The sequence below is a fragment of the Mesorhizobium sp. M0514 genome (genome assembly GCF_040321145.1).
Taxonomy (GTDB): Bacteria; Pseudomonadota; Alphaproteobacteria; order Rhizobiales; family Rhizobiaceae; genus Mesorhizobium.
This window is the reverse complement of sequence record NZ_JAMYQZ010000040.1, coordinates 1-17229: the sequence shown is the minus strand read 5'-3', so window position 1 is coordinate 17229 and position 17229 is coordinate 1. Positions and strand designations below refer to the sequence as shown.

The window sequence follows — 17229 nt, the reverse complement described above, 5'->3', positions numbered from 1 at the left end:
TGCCCTGCCGGGCATCTCCCCCGCAAGGGGGGAGATCAGTCGTTTCGTCTTTGGAGCCTCTCTTGCAACGTTGAAAATTGGCGAAAGCATTCGCGAGATCCAATCTCCCCCCTTGCGGGGGAGATGTCCGGCAGGACAGAGGGGGGTGTGACGGAACGCTACGCTGGACAGCCGCTTCCGTCTAAGCGACCTCTCTCAACCGCTCGTCCTGCGGCAGCGCCGCCACCGCCGCGTGCCACAATATATCCGCCAGCCGCGCCGCCACCGGGTCCAGTTCGGCGTCTTTCTGGTGCAGCACCAGCGCCATGGTCGGCAGCGCGGGTAAGCCCAGCGTTTGCGGCGCCATCGCCCTGACATTGGCCGGCAGGCCGATATCGGTGCGGATCGTCAGGCCGAGGCCGGCGGCGACCGCCGCCCAGATGCCGCCAAGGCTGGGGCTGGAGAAGGCCATCCGCCACGGCAGGCCGGCGCGGTCGAGCGTTTCCGTCGTCACCGTGCGCAGCAGGCATGGCGCTTCCAGCGCCACCAGCGGCAGTGCCTCGCCCTCGCGCAGCCTGGTCTCGATCAGCTTTGCCGGCCCGATCCAGCGCAATTGCGCGTCGCCGACATGCCGGCTGTAAGGCAGCGCCTGGCCGCTGTCCCAGGCCAGCGCAATGTCGAGATTGCCTGATGTGATCCGCTCGGCGAGTTCATAGCTGCGCCCGATCCGCGCCTCGATCTTGACCTTGGGGTGCGCGCGGGCGAAGCGTCCGAGCACCTCCGGCAGCACCGCCTCGCCGAAATCCTCCTGCAGGCCGAGCCTGACCCAGCCTTCCAACTCGACATCGTGGATGGCCGAGGCCGCCTCGTCGTTCAACTCGAGCAGCCGCCTGGCATAGCCGAGCATGGTTTCGCCGGCTTCCGTCAACGCCAGTCCGCGGCCCGACTTGCGGAAGATCGGCGTCGCCGCCTGGTCCTCCAGCTTCTTCAGTTGCGCGCTCACCGCCGAGGTCGAGCGTCCAAGCCGGTCGGCGGCCTTGGCGAAGCTGCCGAGTTCCATGCCGGTGACGAAGCTTCGGAGGACATCGAGGTCGAAGGTTACGCGGCGCATCATAACGATCCTGTTTTTCGGGAGAAATTGTCAAAAACTTCCCGATATTTGGGATGAAGTTATGGCGGTAAAGACGAGGCGTCAAGGTCCCGAAAGGGCATCAACAGGAGTCCCGCCATGTCGATTGCCGACGCAAATTGTGAGCCAGGCCGGGTTGGCCGAGCCGCCGCCGTCACGTCGAAGGCTGAACGATTTCGCGCCAATCATCGTTGGAAGGTGCTTGGCATCGGCGTTGCCGCCAATGCCAGTTTCTCCGCAACCTTCGCCGGCATACCGGCGGCGGCGGTGTTTCTGCGGTCGGGCTATCACTTGAGCAATGGCAATCTCGGTCTGGTCCTCGGCCTTCTCGGACTGGGCGTCGCCTTGAGCGAACTGCCCTGGGGCCTGCTCACCGACCGCTGGGGAGATCGCGGCGTGCTGTTGACCGGCCTTGGTGCGACCGCGGCGTGGCTCGCCCTGATGGCGTTGTTCATCGTGCCCTCAGTGACCTATGTGCCTGGCGTCGCAATGCTGGCCGCGTGCCTTCTGGTCGCCGGCCTGCTCGGCGGCAGCGTCAACGGTTCCAGCGGCCGCGCCATCATGGCCTGGTTCCACGAAGGCGAACGTGGCTTTGCCATGAGCATCAGGCAGACCGCGGTGCCGCTCGGCGGCGGGCTCGGCGCGCTGGTCCTGCCGTCGCTGGCATCGGTGCACGGTTTCGCGGCGGTCTTCGGGCTGCTGGCCGCCATGAACGCCGTCTCTGCGCTGTTTGCCTGGCGGTGGCTGCACCAGCCGCCGGAACTGGACAATGCCGGCAGCATGGCCATGGCAAAGTCGGGCGGTCCGGCGCCGCTGCGCAATGTCGAGGTCTGGCGCATCGCCACCGCCATCGGCCTGCTCTGCTTTCCGCAAGTGGCGGTGCTCACCTTCGCCTCCGTCTTCCTGCACGATTTCGCCGGCATGGCCACGCTCACGATCAGCGCCAGCCTTGCCGCGGTGCAGACCGGCGCGATGGTGATGCGCGTCTGGAGCGGCCGCTACACCGACCGCAACGGCAACCGCCGCTGGTTCCTGCGCCTCTGCAGCATGACGAGCGCGCTTGGCTTCGCGGCCGTCGGCCTGCTGGTCCTGGCGGCAGGAGCCACGCCAGACGCCCATGCCGCGTTGATCCCGGCGATCGACGTGCTGCTGGTCGTTGCCGGCATTTCGGTCTCCGCCTGGCATGGCGTCGCCTACACCGAACTCGCCACGCTTGCCGGCGCCAGCCGCGCCGGAACCGCGCTCGGTCTTGCCAACAGCTTCGTCTTCATCGCCTTCTTCATGGTGCCGACAGCCATTCCGGCTTTGCTGCTCATCTGGTCGTGGCCTGGCGTCTGGCTGGTGGGCGCGCTCTGCGCCATGATTGCATGGCCAATTTTCCTGCGGCCGAACTGACGGGTTGGCCGGCCTGCAAGCGGCGTCCCATTTCGGGCCGCTTCGGAAAAACACGATCAACCGCGTTAACCCCGCATCAAGGTTAATGCTTCACTTTGGCTCTCCAGTGGCTCAGTGGCGTTTCTGGAGAGTTCCCCGTGCATCGACGTGTCCTGAAGCGGCTGGCCGCCGCCGCCGGTGAGAAAAAACGTTCCTTCGTATCGCCATTGGTCATCGGGCTCGGCATCTGGATCGGCTTTCCAACTGTCGTCGCCTACCAGGACATGGGCAGCTTGATTTCCGGCCTCGAAGCCTCGGGCACCCGCTGGAACTCTTATGTCGAGCGCTCCGTCGCCGGCTCGGTTCATGCCGCCGAAATGCCTTTCATCGATTCCGTCACCACCGGTTCGCTCTCGGGTTCGGGCGTGCGCCTGCCCGGCGTCGGCAAGGTCTCGTTTCGCGGCAAGGGCAATGTCGCCGGCGTCACGCCCGACGAGGACCGCATCATGCGCGCCGACAAGAAGGGCCGCATCATCCAGGTCTCGCCGGTGGCGCCGCCGAAGAACTTCAATGCCGGCTCGATCTTTCAGCGCACGTCCTCGCTGCTGCGGCCGAGCATGGACAGCGGCCTGAAGCTCGCCTTCGCCAAGCCCGGCATCAAGGGCAAGGAAATCCAGATCGCCCAGGCCTTCCACACCAACGTGGACAAGAAGCCCGATCCCGGCGTGCCGGCCATGCTTGCCGCGTTGGTCAACAATGACAGACCGGACGTGCTGGCCACCGCCTATGCCCAGGCCGAACCCGATTACGCCAAGGCCTCACCCTTCGAAGCGCTGCTGCAGGACGAGGAGCCGAGCAGCGGGCGCTTCATTCCGCCGATGGCCAAGGGTGACCACTCGTGGATCCAGAACCCGCTGCCGGCCAGCGTCTTCTCCACGAAGGAGCAGGCCTGCCTCGCCAACGGCATCTATTTCGAGGCGCGCGGCGAATCCGTGCGCGGCCAGGCCGCCGTCGCGCAGGTCATTCTCAACCGCGTCCGCAATCCGGCCTATCCGAACTCGATTTGCGGCGTCGTCTACCAGAACGACAACTGGCTGAACCGCTGCCAGTTCTCCTTCGCCTGCGACGGCCGCAAGAAGCGCATCGAGAGCCCCGCCCATTACAAGACCGCGCAGGACGTCGCGATGGCGGTCACCGCCGGCAAGATATTCATTCCCGAAGTCGGCTCATCGACCCACTACTACGCCAACTACGTCCATCCGGGCTGGGCGCGCACGATGCAGAAGATGACCAAGATCGGCCTGCATATCTTCTACCGCACCTATGGCGGCGGCTGGAGCTGAGCCCTTCGGCTTGCCTGTCGCAAACGAACCGCAAAGGCCCTGGAAGCCGAAATCGGACAGCGGTCGCCGGACGGATTCGGGGCATGTGCCGACCCGATAGTGCCGGGCACGATGTCGCACCTCGCCAAGTGATTGATTCCAATAGAAAAAATACATGGCTTTGAAGTCCCGCCCGTGGCTTGACGGGCGCAAACCCTCTAACTATGTTGCCGGCGACTTTAGAAGCGGACGGACGGTGAAGGTCTGACCGGGCAGGGGGGTTACGATGGCCGACAAGAACGGGCCAGACGGAACCGGAGAAACCGGCCGCGGCAGCAAGCACGAGGCCGACATCCGCGACGAAGATCTCGAACGCCGCCGGCGTGAGCTTGGAGCATCGCTTGCGACAAGACGGCCGGATCAGCTCGAGGGGAATGACGGCGCGAAGGCGACGGCCGGATATGGCCAGGCGCTCAAGCTGTCCAGCGAGTTCATCGCCGGGATAGTGGTGGGTGTGGGCCTTGGCTGGTTTCTGGATCGCGTGGCGGGAACCTCGCCATGGGGTCTGGTCGTCGGCTTGTTGCTGGGCTTTGGCGCCGGCGTGCTCAACGTCCTGCGTTCGTCAGGTGTTGTGGCGGAATTCGGAAAAAGCGAGAAGTCGCACGATCCGAAAGAATGAAATGGCGCGCCGCCAATGGCGCACAAGGACACTTAAGGCCGCTCGCGGTTTTGACGGGGATGTAAATGGCTGCTGACAAGGTCGATCCGATCCACCAGTTCCATATCGTCAAGCTGATTCCGATCAATATCGGCGGCTATGACCTGTCCTTCACCAATTCGGCTCTGTTCATGGTCGCGACCGTGGCCATTGCATCGGCGTTTCTTTACCTCTCGACCGCAAGCCGCAGCCTTGTTCCCGGCCGCCTGCAGTCGGTTTCGGAAATGGCCTACGAGTTCGTCGCGAACATGTTGCGCGATGCAGCCGGAACCCAAGGTATGAAGTTCTTTCCCTTAGTGTTCTCGCTGTTCATGTTCGTGCTTGTTGCCAATCTGCTTGGCCTGTTTCCTTATTTCTTCACCATCACCAGCCACATCATCGTCACCTTCGGCCTGGCCGCGCTGGTGATCGGAACCGTCATCGTCTATGGCTTCATGAAGCACGGTCTGGGCTTCCTCAAGCTTTTCGTGCCGAAGGGCGTGCCCATCCTGATGATGGTGCTTGTCGTTCCGATCGAGGTGATTTCCTTTGTCTCGCGTCCGGTCAGCCTATCGGTTCGTCTGTTCGCCAATATGCTCGCCGGCCACATTACCCTGAAGGTGTTTTCCGGGTTTGTGGTCAGCCTGAGTGCGCTCGGCGCGCTCGGCGTTGCGGGATCGATCCTGCCGCTGGCGATGGCTGTGGCGCTGACCGCGCTGGAGTTGCTCGTGGCGCTCTTGCAGGCATATGTGTTCGCCGTGCTCACCTGCATGTACCTGAATGATGCGCTGCATCCTTCGCACTAGATAGAATTTCCGGCATCTTTCGCCGGATGGAATTGCAACGAATTACAGATCCAAAGGAGTTTAAAATGGACGCAGAAGCAGCAAAGTACATCGGCGCCGGTATCGCTTGCCTGGGCATGGGCGGCGCGGGCATTGGCCTCGGCAACATCTTCGGCAGCTACCTGGCGGGCGCCCTGCGCAATCCGTCGGCCGCCGATGGCCAGTTCGGCCGCCTGATTTTCGGCTTCGCCGTGACCGAAGCTCTGGGCATTTTCTCGCTTCTCATCGCGCTTCTCGCCCTGTTCGGCTGAGCCCTGTTCGGCCAATTATTGGTCGGACGAGCATTGGGAAGAATTGGCTGGCCGCATTCCTGCGGCCATGCCTGATATCAGGGGATAGTCCATGTTCGTGACATCTGCGTTTGCGCAAGAGTCCGCACCCGCCGCTGAAGGCGCCCATACCGGTACGGAAGGCGACACGCATTCCGGCACCGGCGTGCCTGCCGAGGCGCACGGCACGTTCCCGCCATTCGATCCGGCGACGTTTCCGTCCCAGCTTCTGTGGCTGGCGATCACGTTCGGGCTGTTTTATTTGTTCCTGAAGAAGGTGGTGATGCCGCGCCTTGGCGGCATCATCGACGTCCGCAGCGATCGCATCACGCAGGATCTCGACCAGGCCGCCAGGCTGAAGGGCGAGGCCGACGCCGCCGTTGCCGCTTACGAGCAGGAACTTGCGGAAGCCAAGGCCAAGGCCAACGCGATAGGCCAGCAGGCCAACGACGCTGCCAAGGCTGAAGCCGAGGCTGCCCGCAAGAAGGTCGAGGCCGCCCTCGACAAGAAGCTCGGCGAGGCCGAGGCCAGCATTGCTTCCATCAAGGCCAACGCCATGAAGGAAGTCGGCACGATCGCCGAGGACACCGCTTCGGCCATCGTCGATGCGCTTGTCGGCGGCAAGACCAGCAAGGCCGAGATCTCGGCTGCGGTCAAATCCGTGGCCCGGTGAGGAGCACATCATGGACGCCACATCTCTCGCAACGCTCTGGGCAACGGTTGCCCTCGTTATTTTCCTCGGCGTTGCCGTTTACATCAAGGTGCCGGGCCTGATCGCCAAGTCGCTCGACGCCCGCGCGACCAAGATCAGCGACGAGCTTGCGGAAGCCCGCCGGTTGCGCGAAGAGGCCCAGCAACTGCTCGGCCAATACCAGAAGAAGCGCAAGGAAGCAGAGCAGGAGGCCGCAGCCATCGTCGCTGCCGCCAAGCGCGAGGCCGACATGCTTGCCGCCGAGGCGCACAAGAAGACCGAAGACTATGTCACCCGCCGTACCACGCTTGCCGAGCAGAAGATCGGCCAGGCCGAGCGCGAAGCCGTCGCCGAAGTGCGCGCCAGCGCCGTCGACATCGCCGTCGAGGCGGCCCGCACGCTGCTTGCCGGCAAGATCGACGCCAAGGCCGGCGCCGACCTGTTCAAGTCCGCGCTGCAGGACGTGAAGGCCAGGCTGAACTGAGCGGGGTTAACTCGCTGACATCAAGCCGCCCGGGCAACCTGGCGGCTTTTTTGTTGAGCGCGGACAATCTCCCCCCTTGAGGGGGAGATGTCGCCAAAGGCGACAGAGGGGGTCGGTGCGACCGGGTGCGACGCATTCTGCTGCGAAGAAGGGCTGGCGCTTCACGCGCGGTGACCCCCTCTGGCCTGCCGGCCATCTCCCCCTGAAGGGGGGAGATTTAGCTGTCCAACCCGACAAACCCTTCTTCCTCCACCACCTCAACCCCACCCAGCCTGAACGGCGCGAATGATGCCCGGTGCAGCCGTGCCACCGGCCCATGCGCTTCGATCGCGGTGCGGTGCCGCACGGTGGCGTAGCCCATGTGGACCTCGAACCCGTAGCGCTCGTGATGGCTGCCGCAGCCGCACATCATGCGGTCGCGCATCACCTTGGCTACGATCGAGGCGGCGGCGATCGACTGCGAGCGCTGGTCGCCCTTGATCAGCGCGCGGCCTTCGCAGAGGAGACCCGGCGGCACATCGCGGCCATCGGCCAGCGCCAGCTTTGCCTGGATCGGCAGGCCGGCAAGGGCGCGGCGCATGGCTTCCAGGCTGGCCTTGAGGATATTGCTGCCGTCAATGCCTTCGGCGCTGACCGAGGCCATCGACACGCCGAGCGCTGACCCCAGGATTTTCAGGAACAGCGCCTCGCGCTGCAAATGGTTGAGCCGTTTGGAATCGTCTAGCCCGTCGGGAATGTTGGCGGGATCGAGGATCACCGCCGCCGCCACCACCGGCCCGGCCAGCGGACCGCGGCCGGCCTCGTCCATGCCTGCCACCGGCCAAAGGCCTTCAGCCATCGCCTTCGTCTCGAAGGAGAAGTCGGGCTTTTCGACGATTTCGAAAAGAAGCGGAGAATCGGAACGCGCGCGAGCCATGTTGCGGCGAGGTTCGCATCGGCTCCGATTCTCCGCAAGTCCCTCCAAGGTCGAGTGGGGCAAGACCGGGAGGGCACCGTCTGCAGGCCGGGGGACAGGCCGGACGGGATTCTTGGGTCGCCTGCCAACCACGAGGGCAGGGCAGGCGCTACTCTCAGAGCAGCATCAGCTGCTCGGTCGCCTTGGCGGCGGCGACAAACTGGTCGGTTCGGAGCGTGCGCCGCTCGGCGTTGAGGCCGAGCCGCTTGGCCGTGATCTCGAAGCGCCGGCCGATCTGCCAGGCATAGGGGCCGGCGCCTTTCATCCGCTTGCCCCATTCCGAATCATAGTCCTTGCCGTCGCGCATCGAACGGATCAGCGACATCACGTGCCGGTAGCGGTCGGGATAATGGCGCAGCAGCCAGTCCTTGAAGATCGGCGCCACCTCGAGCGGCAGGCGCAGTATGACATAGCCGGCCTCGCGGGCGCCTGCGGCGCGTGCCGAATCGAGGATGCGCTCCATCTCCTGGTCGGTCAGGCCGGGAATGATCGGCGCCACCATGACAGAGGCCGGGATGCCGGCATCGGAAAGCTGCCGGATCGCCTCGAGCCGCTTGGTCGGCGTCGACGCGCGCGGCTCCATGGTGCGCGCCAGCATGCGGTCCATCGTCGTCACCGACAGCGCCACCTTGGCCAAGCCCCGTTCGGCCATGCGCGACAAGACGTCGATGTCGCGCGTCACCAGATGGGATTTGGTGACGATGCCGACCGGATGGCCGCGCGCCTCCAGCACTTCGAGGATCTCGCGCATGATCCGGTATTGTTTCTCGATCGGCTGGTAGGGATCGGTGTTGGTGCCGATGGCGATGGTGCGCGGCTGATAGCCATCCTTCGACAGTTCCTTGTCGAGCAGCCGCGCCGCATCCGGCTTGGCAAACAGCTTCGCTTCGAAATCCAGCCCCGGCGACAGGCCCATGAAGGAATGCGTCGGCCGGGCGAAACAATAGACGCAGCCATGCTCGCAGCCGCGATAGGGGTTGATCGAGCGGTCGAAGGAAATGTCGGGCGATTCGTTGCGGGTGATGATGGTGCGCGGCTTCTCGACCTGCACTTCGGTCTTGAACGGCGGCAATTCCTCCAGCGAATTCCAGCCGTCGTCGAACACATGCCGGCTGACCGGCTCGAACCGGCCGGACGGGTTGATGCCCGCGGAACGGCCGCGGTTGCGATCCGGACGGACCCGCATGCCGCTCTGTTCGATCATCGCATTGGCCATCTCGGCTCGCCCTGCTCCGAAAGCAGCAATGTCCGCACGCACGATATGTTCCATTTTGGCCCTTTCCCAAGGACTGTCGGCTGGCTGTCGAATCGCTCTGTTCATGAAAATAATCCTATTTCGCTGATGAGAACAAAGCAAGAACTTTTTCGTTGGGCCATGCAAAACTGGCGCTGCGCAGGGCTTTCCGCTATTCGGCTAAAAATGCTCAGCGTTCTCATCGAAACCCGGGATGACGAAGAAGGCCTTGCCCGCACGCTCGCCTCATTGATCGGCGGCGCGGTCGAGGGCGTGGTGCGCGATGTCATCGTCTGCGACACCGGCTCGACCGACCAGACGCATCGGGTTGCCGATCATGCCGGCTGCCACTTCGTGGCCGGCGGCATTGCCGCGGGAATCAGGCAGGCGAAGGGTGACTGGCTGCTGTTTCTGGAACCCGGCGCAAGGCTGGCGGAGGGCTGGATCGACGACGTCGTCGCTCACACGGCGCGGCAAACCATGCCGGCGCGCTTTTGCCGTGCGCGCGGCAGCCGCACGCCGTTCCTGTCACGGGTGTTTTCGGGCAACCGGGCGCTGGCCGAAGGGCTGGTCATCAGCAAGCGCCAGGCCGCTGCCCTGTCGAAGAACGCGCACAGCGCCGAAGCCCTTGCGCGCGGTCTCGCCACCAGGCGGCTCGACGCCGAAATCTGGCTGGCGCCGAAGAAGTGATGTTTCTCCCTTTTCCCGTTCCCAGGGAGAAGGGTGCCCGAAGGGCGGATGAGGGGCAGCGTCGGCGTCTCATCCGCATTGGCACGGTCGCAGCACCATCCCTCTTTTTCGCCGCAAAAAGCTATTGTGCATTGCACAAAAGCTGACGCGGGATTAGCATTCCGTTGATGCGGGATATCGGGGTTTGGGTAGTGCCGGAGCGGTAAGCAAGCGCCGCGTCGTCGTTGCTGCCGTTCATATCTGAGGACCCCGATGAACCTTTCGTCCCCTGACAAATCCGGCGCCCCCAGTCTGGAAGCCATTGCCCGCAACGGCAGCCTGCTCCGCCGCATTGCGGTGCGTATCCCGACCTATCTGTCCGACCTGCGCGAAAATCCCGCATGGCTGCCGATGTTCGTGCTTGCCCGCACCATGCCGGCGCGCAAACTGCACTGGCTTGGCGCCAAAGCCGCGCGCCCCGCGCAGAGTGCCGGAGCGACGATGTTCAGGGGCGTCGACCTCAAGTCGATCGTCGCGGCGCTGCGCGCCGATGGCCTGTTCTCCGGACTCGTCCTTCCGCAGGCAATCCACGAAGAGATCGCCAGCTTTGCTCAGAGCACGCCGTGCTTCGGCAATTTCGACCGCCGGCTCGAATTCATGCCCGGAGAACACGCAGAAGCCGAGAAGCGGTTCGGCCGCTCTTTGCTCAGCGGACACTATTTCGAGCGCATCCTCGGCTGCAAGGCGGCACTCGCCATCCAGAACGACCCGCTGCTGCTCGACATCGCCCAGCACTATCTGGGCGAGCAGGCAAAGCTGATCACCACGCGTGTCTGGTGGAGCTTTCCGACCGGCGAGGCTTCCGACGCCGACAAGAACCTTGCCTCGCTCGGCAAATATCATTTCGATCTCGACGACTGGCGGATGCTGAAATTCTTCTTCTATCTCAAGCCCTGCGATGCCGGCACCGGCCCGCATGTCTACGTCAGGGGCAGCCACAACAGGCGCAGCCTCAAGCACCAGCTGACGCTGCTGGTCGGCCATCCGGCGCAAGACGTGCTCAAGGTCTATGGCGAGGACAGCCCGGTCACGCTGACCGGCGAGGCCGGGCTCGGCTTCGTCGAGGACCCGTTCGGCTTCCACATGGGCACCGTGCCGTCCACCACGCCACGGCTGATGATGGAGGTCGGCTTCGGCGTCTCGCCGCCCTCGCGCCGCCGCTTCCACGGCGAACCGGTCATCCGCTGACGCCGGAGCGGATCTCGACCGGCATCCAGCGCGCTTGCCGCCGGGCAATGCGACCCTCTTTGTTCTCGGCATCATAGTCCATCGGGACCGGCTCGCGGTTGAACCGCGGCCGGTCATCCAGCGCATTGACGATGACGATCGCTCTTGGGTCGCAGTCGGTGGTCACAGCAGCGACATAGACGCCGCAGTCGCGGCAGATGAGATAGTCGGCGGTGCGCAATCCGAACCGGTATCGGTGCAGCCGCGCCTCGTCCTCGACCGAGACGATCAATCGGCCCTGCGGATCGGCGGCGGCGCGCGAACCATGCCGGACACAGAACGCGCACTGGCAGGCGCGGATCTCCACCTCGGCCGGCTCGATTCCCGTTTCGAACGTCAGGTGGATGTTGCCGCAATGGCAGCCGCCGCGATACGCAGTCATGGCATCTTTCCGCCTCAAGGACTTAGTGGCAGATTACCCGCCTGGCGGCCTTCAGCAAATGATCCTTTCGCAGGCGCAACGGCCATTCTGCCTGACAAGGCAGCGCTTGGCCGGAACTTTGCCTTGGTTTACGAGGCGGCCTTGCCGCGCCGCAAATGCTCGTCCAGGCGCGGCATGATCTCGACGAAGTTGCAGGGCATGTGGCGGTAGTCGAGCTGCGGTTTCAGGATGCCGTCCCAGGCGTCCCTGCAGGCGCCGGGCGAGCCCGGCAGCACGAAGACGAAGGTGGCGTTGACGACGCCGCCCGTCGCCCGACTCTGCACTGTCGAGGTGCCGATCTTGTCGTAGGAAATGCGGTGGAACACTTCGGAAAAGCCATCCATGCGCTTCTCGAAGATCGGCTCCAGCGCCTCCGGCGTCACGTCGCGGCCGGTAAAACCGGTGCCGCCGGTGGTGATGACGACGTCGATCTCCTTGTCGCGCGACCAGCCCAGCACTTTGTCGCGGATTTTCTCCCGGTCATCCGTGACGATGTCGCGCGCGGCCAGGACATGGCCGGCCTCGGCGATGCGATCAGCCAGCGTCTGGCCGGATTTGTCGTCGGCAAGGCTGCGCGTATCGGACACCGTCAGCACCGCGATGCGCACCGGGATGAACGGCCGGCTCTCGTCAATTTTGGCCATCGGCCCCCTCCGAAGCGATGCTTCGTGTCGCGGCGACAAACCACTCCGGTTCGCGACTGCGAATCTCGGCGGCGGCGCGCTTGGCGACATTGCCGGTCTCGAACAGCCCGAAGCATGTCGCGCCGGATCCCGACATGCGCGAGAATCCAGATCCGGCCTTGTTCAGCAGGGAAAGCGCTCTGCCGATGGGCGGCTGTATTGCTTGCGCCGGTTCCTCAAGATCGTTGCGGGTGATCTCCAGCCAATTGCGGACGCCGTGGAAATCGAAACCGCGCGGCAGCGGCGGCAGTCCTTCATTGTCGCGTTTTTCAAGTGCATTGAACACATCGGGCGTGGAGACGGCGACGCCGGGATTGACCAGCACCAAGGCCAGCGCAGGAAAATCCGCAATTGGCGACAGCTCGTCGCCGACGCCACGCGCAACCAGCGGTTTTGCCGCAAGACACATCGGCACGTCGGCGCCGAGCGTGAGACCGATCCGGTTCAGTTCGGCCTCGCCGATGTCGAGCCCCCAGGTCCGGACAAGACCCTGCAATACCGCCGCCGCGTCGCTCGAGCCGCCGCCGACCCCGGATGCGACCGGCAGGTTCTTTTCCAGCCGGATGGCCACCGGCGGCGCGCTCTGCTGGCCGGCCTGCCTGCGCAGCGCCTCGCGCGCCTTCACCACCAGATTGCTGTCGTCGATCGGCACGGAAGTCGCGTAACGGCCCGATACGGAGAACCGGTCGGCGTCGGCAGGCTCGATCTCGACCCTGTCGCCGAAGCGGGTGAAAACGACCAGGCTCTCGAGCAGATGATAACCGTCGGCGCGCCTGCCGGTGACGTGCAGCGCCAGATTTATCTTGGCGGGCGCAAGCCATGTCCGGGCTGCGGCATCCAAACTGTCGGCTGCTGACGGGATGATGATCAGTCCTTGGCCAGGCGGTATTCGCCGGTCTTGGGATCCTGGACCAGCGTGCCGTTGGTGCCGTTGGCTGCCTGCTTTTCGGTGCGCCGCACCTTGGCGGTCACACGTTCGGCCTCGCGGACGAAGGTGCGGTAGCCGAAATAAGCGGCGGCGCCGACAACTGCGAAGAAAATGATCTGTGGCATTTCAAAGCTCCTCCCTCGCAAGGCGGCAAGGCAGACTGTCAAGCCCTCATGCTAGACGCTTTCCCTGCTTTTTCAAAGCCCGAAGCGCGCCCACAATGCGCGCTCTTCCGCCGCATCGATCACGCCGCTGGCGGCGGCGGCGGCAATATCGGGCGCTGAAAAGTTCGAGCCGAACAGGCCGATGCGGCCAAACAGGCCACGCGGCGCGGTGACCAGCCTGAGCTGGGTTTTCGCGCCGAAGCGGGTTTTCAGTACCGTGCGCATGTCGCTCAACGCATCGACGAGGCCAAGCTCCAGCCCTTTCTTGCCGGTCCAGAACAGGCCAGTGAACAGGTCCGGATCGTCCTTCAGCTTGGTGCCACGGCGTTCCCTGACCAGGTCGATGAAGGTCTCGTGCACTTCCAGCTGCAGCGCCTTCAGGCGCTCGACGTCTTCCCTCTTCTCCGGCTTGAACGGGTCGAGCACCGCCTTGTTCTGGCCGGCGGTGTGGACACGGCGCTCGACACCGATCTTCTTCATCAGTTCGGGAAAGCCGAACGAGGCCGAGACGACACCAATCGAACCGACGATGGAGGACGGATCGGCAAAGATCTCGTCGCCGGCGACCGCGATCATGTAGCCGCCCGAGGCCGCCACATCCTCGACGAAGACCAGCACCTTCTTGTTCTTCTCGACCGCGAGGTCGCGGATGCGCTTGAAGATCAGCCGCGACTGCACCGGCGAGCCGCCAGGCGAATTGATCGAAATGGCGACGGCGGGCGCATCGAACAGGAACGCCTTTTCGATGAGGGCGGCGGTGGACGCCAAGGACAGGCTCGGCCGGAACGGGCCGCCGCCGGCCATGATGGTGCCATGCAGCCTGATGACGGGAATGGTGACGACGCTGGATCGCCAGGATTTCGGCAGCAGGCGGTTGAAAAGGCGTTTCACGAGGTGGCTGTCTCCAAATGGCTTCAACGCATGTAGGGATTTGCCGGTCAACGGCAATGCTGCAATCCATCTCAGCCAACTGTGTGCCGGTTTTGCGGCAACGACACTGACGGGCCTAAATCAATCGCCAAACAGCGACGCCAGTCCGTTGTTGATCATCTCGGTTCGTTCCGACGGGCCGTCGCCCGTTTGCCCATGCAGCATCAAAGGCTGGCGGATCGACAGCTTGCCGCGCGCGCCGAGCGCTGCCCTGACGACAATGCGGATTGCGGCTGCTTCCGGGCGCGGATGCACGGCCAGCATCTCGGCGTCGCCGAAGCGGCCCGACAGCGCATGGAGGAGGTCGCCAAGCTGTTCCGGCCGCGCAATGACGGCCAGGCCCCCGCGCGGCTTGGCGACGGCAGCCGCACTCCGGATCCAGCTTTCGAACAGCCCGTCGTCCATGACATGCGCCTGCCGCCGCAGCGGATCGGGCGTGGCGCGGTCTTGCGCCGCGTTGAAGGGCGGGTTCATGATGACGAAATCGAAGGAATTGTCGGCAAGGCCGGCTTGCGTCCGCGCCCGGCCCGACAGCGTGACGTCGGCGGTCAGCACCGAGGCGCGATTGCCGAGATGCGCATTGCCGGGATGGGCGAGCGTGGTTGTGGCGAAGCCTGCCATCTCGGTCGACCGTTCGACGAGCACGACCTGCGCCTCTGGGCAGCGCGACAGCACGGCAAGACCCGCCGCACCGGCGCCGGCGCCGAAATCGGCGAGGCGTCCAGCAAAGCCGGATGGAACTGCTGCCGCCAGCATCATGGCATCCATCCCGGCGCGATGCCCTGTCCTGGGCTGGACCAGCCAGAAGCGGCCGCGATGGAAGGCATCGACCGTATGGGCCGGCGTATCGCTGGTAAGCGCGCTCGCTTCAGCCATTATGTCTGGCGGATTTCGTTCTCGATGCCGGCGTCTTTCAAGATGCGCCGCGCCTGATCGGCCTGGACGGCATCGACCATCACGCGCTTCTGCAAAAGACCGATCGACCCTTCGAGAATGCTCATGTTCTGGTCGGCGACGAAGCAGGCGATCCCGGCATCGCGCATCAGCGATTCGACGAAGGAGATGATCACGGCATCGTTGGTGCGCACGAGTTCTATCATCGGACGAAGTTCGCAGGTTGCAGCGTTGATGTAAACGCCGGAGCATGGCGCCGAAAAGTGTGGAGCGGTTTCCGGGCAACGGCATGCGGTCGCTAAGGTTGACACGCCGTCACCGCAGCCGCGCCAATTCGCCTCTTGCCGTGCCCGTATGTGCCGCCTTAGAGTCCCAGGTGGGACCAGGGTGCCGTCGCACGCGTGATCAAAGACGGGAGTGTTTGTTGGTGGGTGTCGTTCTCAACATCGAAAACGGGAAGCGGGAACCCGCCTCCATCAAGGATCTCATCGACCTGACAGCAGCCGATATGGGGCGCGTCAACAAACTGATCCTGTCCAAGGCCGGCTCCGACGTCGAGATGATCCCGGAGGTCGCCAATCATCTGATCTCGTCGGGCGGCAAAAGGCTGCGTCCCATGCTGACGCTCGCGGCGGCCCAGATGTTCGGCTATTCCGGCGAGGGCCACGTCAAGCTCGCCACCGCGGTCGAGTTCATGCACACCGCCACGCTGCTCCATGACGACGTCGTCGACGAGAGCGGCATGCGGCGCGGCAAAAAGACTGCCCGCATGATCTGGGGCAACCAGGCGAGCGTGCTGGTCGGCGATTTCCTGCTCGGCCAGGCTTTTCGCATGATGGTCGATGTCGGTTCGCTGGAAGCGCTCGACATCCTGTCCAGCGCCGCCTCGATCATCGCCGAGGGCGAGGTGATGCAGCTGGCGGCAGCCAAGAACCTGGATACCACCGAGGACGAGCATTTCGCCGTCATCAAGGCCAAGACCGCGGCGCTGTTCTCGGCTGCCGCCGAGGTCGGTCCGGTCATCGCATTGGCGACGCGCAACGATCGCGCCGCATTGCGCTCCTACGGCATGAATCTCGGCCTTGCCTTCCAGCTCATCGACGATGCGCTGGATTATGGCGGCTCCACCCAGGAGCTGGGCAAGAATGTCGGCGACGATTTCCGCGAAGGCAAGGTTACGCTGCCGGTCATCCTCGCCTACCGGCGCGGCACCAAGGCCGAGCGCACCTTCTGGAAGCGCGCCATCGAGGACAATGTCACCGACGATGCCGGCCTGGAAAAGGCGATCGGCCTGATGACCCGCCATGGCGCCATTGCCGACACCATCGGACGGGCCCGCCATTTCGGCGAGATCGCCCGCGACGCGCTGGCGCCCCTGGAGGCGACGCCGCAGAAATCGGCGCTGATCGACGTCATCGACTTCTGCATCAGCCGGGTGAACTGACCCGCGCCTGGCGCCAAAGCAAGTTTGCATGCAAAATCGGGCAATCACCGCTCGACAATCGGCAGCAGTGCAAATTATCTATAAAACATGGCAAAGACCGCAGACGACACCATCGCCGTGCGCATCAGCAAGGTGCTGGCGGATCGCATCATATCGGGCGCGATCGAACCGGGCGCCCGGCTGCGGCAGGATCACATCGCCGAGGAATTCCAGACCAGCCATGTCCCGGTGCGCGAGGCCTTTCGGCGCCTGGAGGCGCAAGGGCTGGCGGCCAGTGAGCCCAGGCGGGGCGTACGCGTCGCCGCCTTCGACCTCGGCGAAGTCAGGGAAGTCGCCGAAATGCGCGCAGCCCTCGAAGTGCTGGCGCTGCGCCATGCCGCGCCGCATCTGACGGCTTCCATTCTCAATCTTGCCGAAGAAGCCACAAAGGCCGGCGACAAATCCCGCGATGTCCGCTCTTGGGAGGAGGCCAACCGCACCTTCCACCGGCTGATCCTGGCGCCCTGCGGCATGCCGCGGCTCATCGCCACCATCGACGATTTGCACGCCGCAAGCGCCCGCTTCCTGTTCGCCGCATGGCGCTCGGAATGGGAAATCCGCACCGACCAGGATCATCGCGCGATCCTGAGCGCGCTGCGGCAGGGCAATACCGAATCGGCCGCCGCCACGCTTGGCCGGCACGTGCAGTGGATCGGCCAGAAACCAGTCAAGACCGCGTCGGGCAAGATGCGCGAAGCGTTTGCCATCGTCGGGTAGGGACGAAGGGACAAGTCGTCGGATTCCGCGCGTAGCGATCCTTCACACCCCCCTCTGTCCTGCCGGACATCTCC

The 17229-nt window shown here is 64.4% G+C and carries 21 protein-coding genes; 11 read left to right on the top strand and 10 right to left on the bottom strand.

Annotation, left to right across the window (positions count from 1 at the left end; translation table 11 throughout):
• Positions 1–181: 181 nt before the first annotated feature.
• A complete protein-coding gene (locus NKI61_RS17755) occupies positions 182–1090 on the bottom strand; it encodes a LysR substrate-binding domain-containing protein (protein ID WP_023668489.1) in 909 nt (302 codons plus the stop codon).
• Positions 1091–1207: 117 nt separating this feature from the next.
• On the opposite strand from NKI61_RS17755, the gene NKI61_RS17750 reads away from it, so the two are divergent.
• The 7 genes from NKI61_RS17750 (at position 1208) to NKI61_RS17720 (ending at position 6790) form a co-directional block, all read left to right on the top strand.
• On the top strand, positions 1208–2503 hold the full coding sequence (locus NKI61_RS17750) for an MFS transporter (RefSeq protein WP_352840171.1): 1296 nt from the start codon (positions 1208–1210) through the stop codon (positions 2501–2503).
• Between the two features lie 137 nt (positions 2504–2640).
• Entirely contained in the window at positions 2641–3825 is a 1185-nt protein-coding gene (locus tag NKI61_RS17745) for a cell wall hydrolase (RefSeq protein ID WP_352840170.1), read from the top strand.
• A gap of 265 nt (positions 3826–4090) precedes the next feature.
• Positions 4091–4483, top strand: coding sequence for an AtpZ/AtpI family protein (locus tag NKI61_RS17740; protein ID WP_023668486.1), 393 nt, complete (start codon positions 4091–4093; stop codon positions 4481–4483).
• Between the two features lie 65 nt (positions 4484–4548).
• Positions 4549–5307 (top strand): F0F1 ATP synthase subunit A, encoded by a 759-nt coding sequence (locus NKI61_RS17735; RefSeq protein ID WP_023696586.1) that lies wholly within the window; start codon positions 4549–4551, stop codon positions 5305–5307.
• Between the two features lie 65 nt (positions 5308–5372).
• Complete coding sequence (locus NKI61_RS17730; RefSeq protein WP_006206606.1) at positions 5373–5597, top strand: F0F1 ATP synthase subunit C; 225 nt, start codon at positions 5373–5375, stop codon at positions 5595–5597.
• Positions 5598–5688: 91 nt separating this feature from the next.
• Positions 5689–6288: a F0F1 ATP synthase subunit B gene (locus NKI61_RS17725; RefSeq protein ID WP_352840169.1), complete on the top strand. Its 600-nt coding sequence runs from the start codon at positions 5689–5691 to the stop codon at positions 6286–6288.
• 10 nt (positions 6289–6298) lie between these two features.
• On the top strand, positions 6299–6790 hold the full coding sequence (locus NKI61_RS17720; RefSeq protein ID WP_352840168.1) for a F0F1 ATP synthase subunit B: 492 nt from the start codon (positions 6299–6301) through the stop codon (positions 6788–6790).
• Positions 6791–7007: 217 nt separating this feature from the next.
• Here the strand turns inward: NKI61_RS17720 and rnhB are convergent, their stop codons facing one another.
• Both rnhB and NKI61_RS17710 read right to left on the bottom strand, forming a co-directional pair.
• A complete protein-coding gene (rnhB, locus tag NKI61_RS17715; RefSeq protein WP_023726390.1) occupies positions 7008–7706 on the bottom strand; it encodes a ribonuclease HII in 699 nt (232 codons plus the stop codon).
• A 154-nt stretch (positions 7707–7860) separates the two neighbouring features.
• Complete coding sequence (locus tag NKI61_RS17710; protein ID WP_023705182.1) at positions 7861–9015, bottom strand: PA0069 family radical SAM protein; 1155 nt, start codon at positions 9013–9015, stop codon at positions 7861–7863.
• Positions 9016–9165: 150 nt separating this feature from the next.
• Here NKI61_RS17710 and NKI61_RS17705 point away from each other — a divergent pair, with 150 nt between their 5' ends.
• Together NKI61_RS17705 and NKI61_RS17700 are read left to right on the top strand one after the other, a co-directional pair.
• Positions 9166–9669: a glycosyltransferase gene (locus tag NKI61_RS17705; protein WP_023687105.1), complete on the top strand. Its 504-nt coding sequence runs from the start codon at positions 9166–9168 to the stop codon at positions 9667–9669.
• A gap of 252 nt (positions 9670–9921) precedes the next feature.
• The gene (locus tag NKI61_RS17700) at positions 9922–10896 is read left to right on the top strand and encodes a hypothetical protein (protein ID WP_352840167.1); all 975 of its coding nucleotides are present in this window, start codon (positions 9922–9924) and stop codon (positions 10894–10896) included.
• On the opposite strand, the gene NKI61_RS17695 is transcribed toward NKI61_RS17700, so the two are convergent.
• The 7 genes from NKI61_RS17695 to NKI61_RS17665 all read right to left on the bottom strand — a co-directional run bounded on the left by NKI61_RS17695 (position 10886) and on the right by NKI61_RS17665 (position 15161).
• Positions 10886–11317 (bottom strand): GFA family protein, encoded by a 432-nt coding sequence (locus NKI61_RS17695; protein ID WP_352840166.1) that lies wholly within the window; start codon positions 11315–11317, stop codon positions 10886–10888. The two genes, NKI61_RS17700 and NKI61_RS17695, sit on opposite strands and share 11 nt — an antisense overlap.
• Before the next feature lie 128 nt (positions 11318–11445).
• Complete coding sequence (gene moaB, locus NKI61_RS17690) at positions 11446–12000, bottom strand: molybdenum cofactor biosynthesis protein B (protein ID WP_352840165.1); 555 nt, start codon at positions 11998–12000, stop codon at positions 11446–11448.
• On the bottom strand, positions 11987–12880 hold the full coding sequence (locus tag NKI61_RS17685; protein WP_352840164.1) for a 4-(cytidine 5'-diphospho)-2-C-methyl-D-erythritol kinase: 894 nt from the start codon (positions 12878–12880) through the stop codon (positions 11987–11989). The genes moaB and NKI61_RS17685 overlap by 14 nt, the downstream gene beginning before the upstream one ends.
• Before the next feature lie 26 nt (positions 12881–12906).
• Positions 12907–13092, bottom strand: coding sequence for a membrane protein (locus NKI61_RS17680; RefSeq protein WP_023668475.1), 186 nt, complete (start codon positions 13090–13092; stop codon positions 12907–12909).
• 72 nt (positions 13093–13164) lie between these two features.
• On the bottom strand, positions 13165–14022 hold the full coding sequence (locus NKI61_RS17675; RefSeq protein WP_023668474.1) for a S49 family peptidase: 858 nt from the start codon (positions 14020–14022) through the stop codon (positions 13165–13167).
• 120 nt (positions 14023–14142) lie between these two features.
• Positions 14143–14937, bottom strand: coding sequence for a tRNA1(Val) (adenine(37)-N6)-methyltransferase (locus NKI61_RS17670; protein WP_023668473.1), 795 nt, complete (start codon positions 14935–14937; stop codon positions 14143–14145).
• On the bottom strand, positions 14937–15161 hold the full coding sequence (locus tag NKI61_RS17665; RefSeq protein WP_023668472.1) for a putative signal transducing protein: 225 nt from the start codon (positions 15159–15161) through the stop codon (positions 14937–14939). The genes NKI61_RS17670 and NKI61_RS17665 overlap by 1 nt, the downstream gene beginning before the upstream one ends.
• Positions 15162–15382: 221 nt before the next feature.
• Here NKI61_RS17665 and NKI61_RS17660 point away from each other — a divergent pair, with 221 nt between their 5' ends.
• Positions 15383–16399, top strand: a complete 1017-nt coding sequence (locus NKI61_RS17660; protein WP_352840184.1) for a polyprenyl synthetase family protein — start codon at positions 15383–15385, stop codon at positions 16397–16399.
• An 87-nt stretch (positions 16400–16486) separates the two neighbouring features.
• Positions 16487–17155, top strand: a complete 669-nt coding sequence (locus NKI61_RS17655) for a GntR family transcriptional regulator (protein ID WP_023702055.1) — start codon at positions 16487–16489, stop codon at positions 17153–17155.
• The last annotated feature ends 74 nt before the right edge of the window (positions 17156–17229 follow it).

Coding starts and splice junctions, on each gene's coding strand:
- NKI61_RS17730 (WP_006206606.1), top strand. CDS start 5,373: ATGGACGCAGAAGCAGCAAAGTACATCGGCGCCGGTATCGCTTGCCTG.
- NKI61_RS17700 (WP_352840167.1), top strand. CDS start 9,922: ATGAACCTTTCGTCCCCTGACAAATCCGGCGCCCCCAGTCTGGAAGCC.
- NKI61_RS17695 (WP_352840166.1), bottom strand. CDS start 11,317: ATGACTGCGTATCGCGGCGGCTGCCATTGCGGCAACATCCACCTGACG.
- NKI61_RS17705 (WP_023687105.1), top strand. CDS start 9,166: ATGCTCAGCGTTCTCATCGAAACCCGGGATGACGAAGAAGGCCTTGCC.
- NKI61_RS17750 (WP_352840171.1), top strand. CDS start 1,208: ATGTCGATTGCCGACGCAAATTGTGAGCCAGGCCGGGTTGGCCGAGCC.
- NKI61_RS17735 (WP_023696586.1), top strand. CDS start 4,549: ATGGCTGCTGACAAGGTCGATCCGATCCACCAGTTCCATATCGTCAAG.
- NKI61_RS17670 (WP_023668473.1), bottom strand. CDS start 14,937: ATGGCTGAAGCGAGCGCGCTTACCAGCGATACGCCGGCCCATACGGTC.
- NKI61_RS17665 (WP_023668472.1), bottom strand. CDS start 15,161: ATGATAGAACTCGTGCGCACCAACGATGCCGTGATCATCTCCTTCGTC.
- NKI61_RS17720 (WP_352840168.1), top strand. CDS start 6,299: ATGGACGCCACATCTCTCGCAACGCTCTGGGCAACGGTTGCCCTCGTT.
- NKI61_RS17755 (WP_023668489.1), bottom strand. CDS start 1,090: ATGCGCCGCGTAACCTTCGACCTCGATGTCCTCCGAAGCTTCGTCACC.
- rnhB (WP_023726390.1), bottom strand. CDS start 7,706: ATGGCTCGCGCGCGTTCCGATTCTCCGCTTCTTTTCGAAATCGTCGAA.
- NKI61_RS17680 (WP_023668475.1), bottom strand. CDS start 13,092: ATGCCACAGATCATTTTCTTCGCAGTTGTCGGCGCCGCCGCTTATTTC.
- moaB (WP_352840165.1), bottom strand. CDS start 12,000: ATGGCCAAAATTGACGAGAGCCGGCCGTTCATCCCGGTGCGCATCGCG.
- NKI61_RS17710 (WP_023705182.1), bottom strand. CDS start 9,015: ATGGAACATATCGTGCGTGCGGACATTGCTGCTTTCGGAGCAGGGCGA.
- NKI61_RS17655 (WP_023702055.1), top strand. CDS start 16,487: ATGGCAAAGACCGCAGACGACACCATCGCCGTGCGCATCAGCAAGGTG.
- NKI61_RS17725 (WP_352840169.1), top strand. CDS start 5,689: ATGTTCGTGACATCTGCGTTTGCGCAAGAGTCCGCACCCGCCGCTGAA.
- NKI61_RS17740 (WP_023668486.1), top strand. CDS start 4,091: ATGGCCGACAAGAACGGGCCAGACGGAACCGGAGAAACCGGCCGCGGC.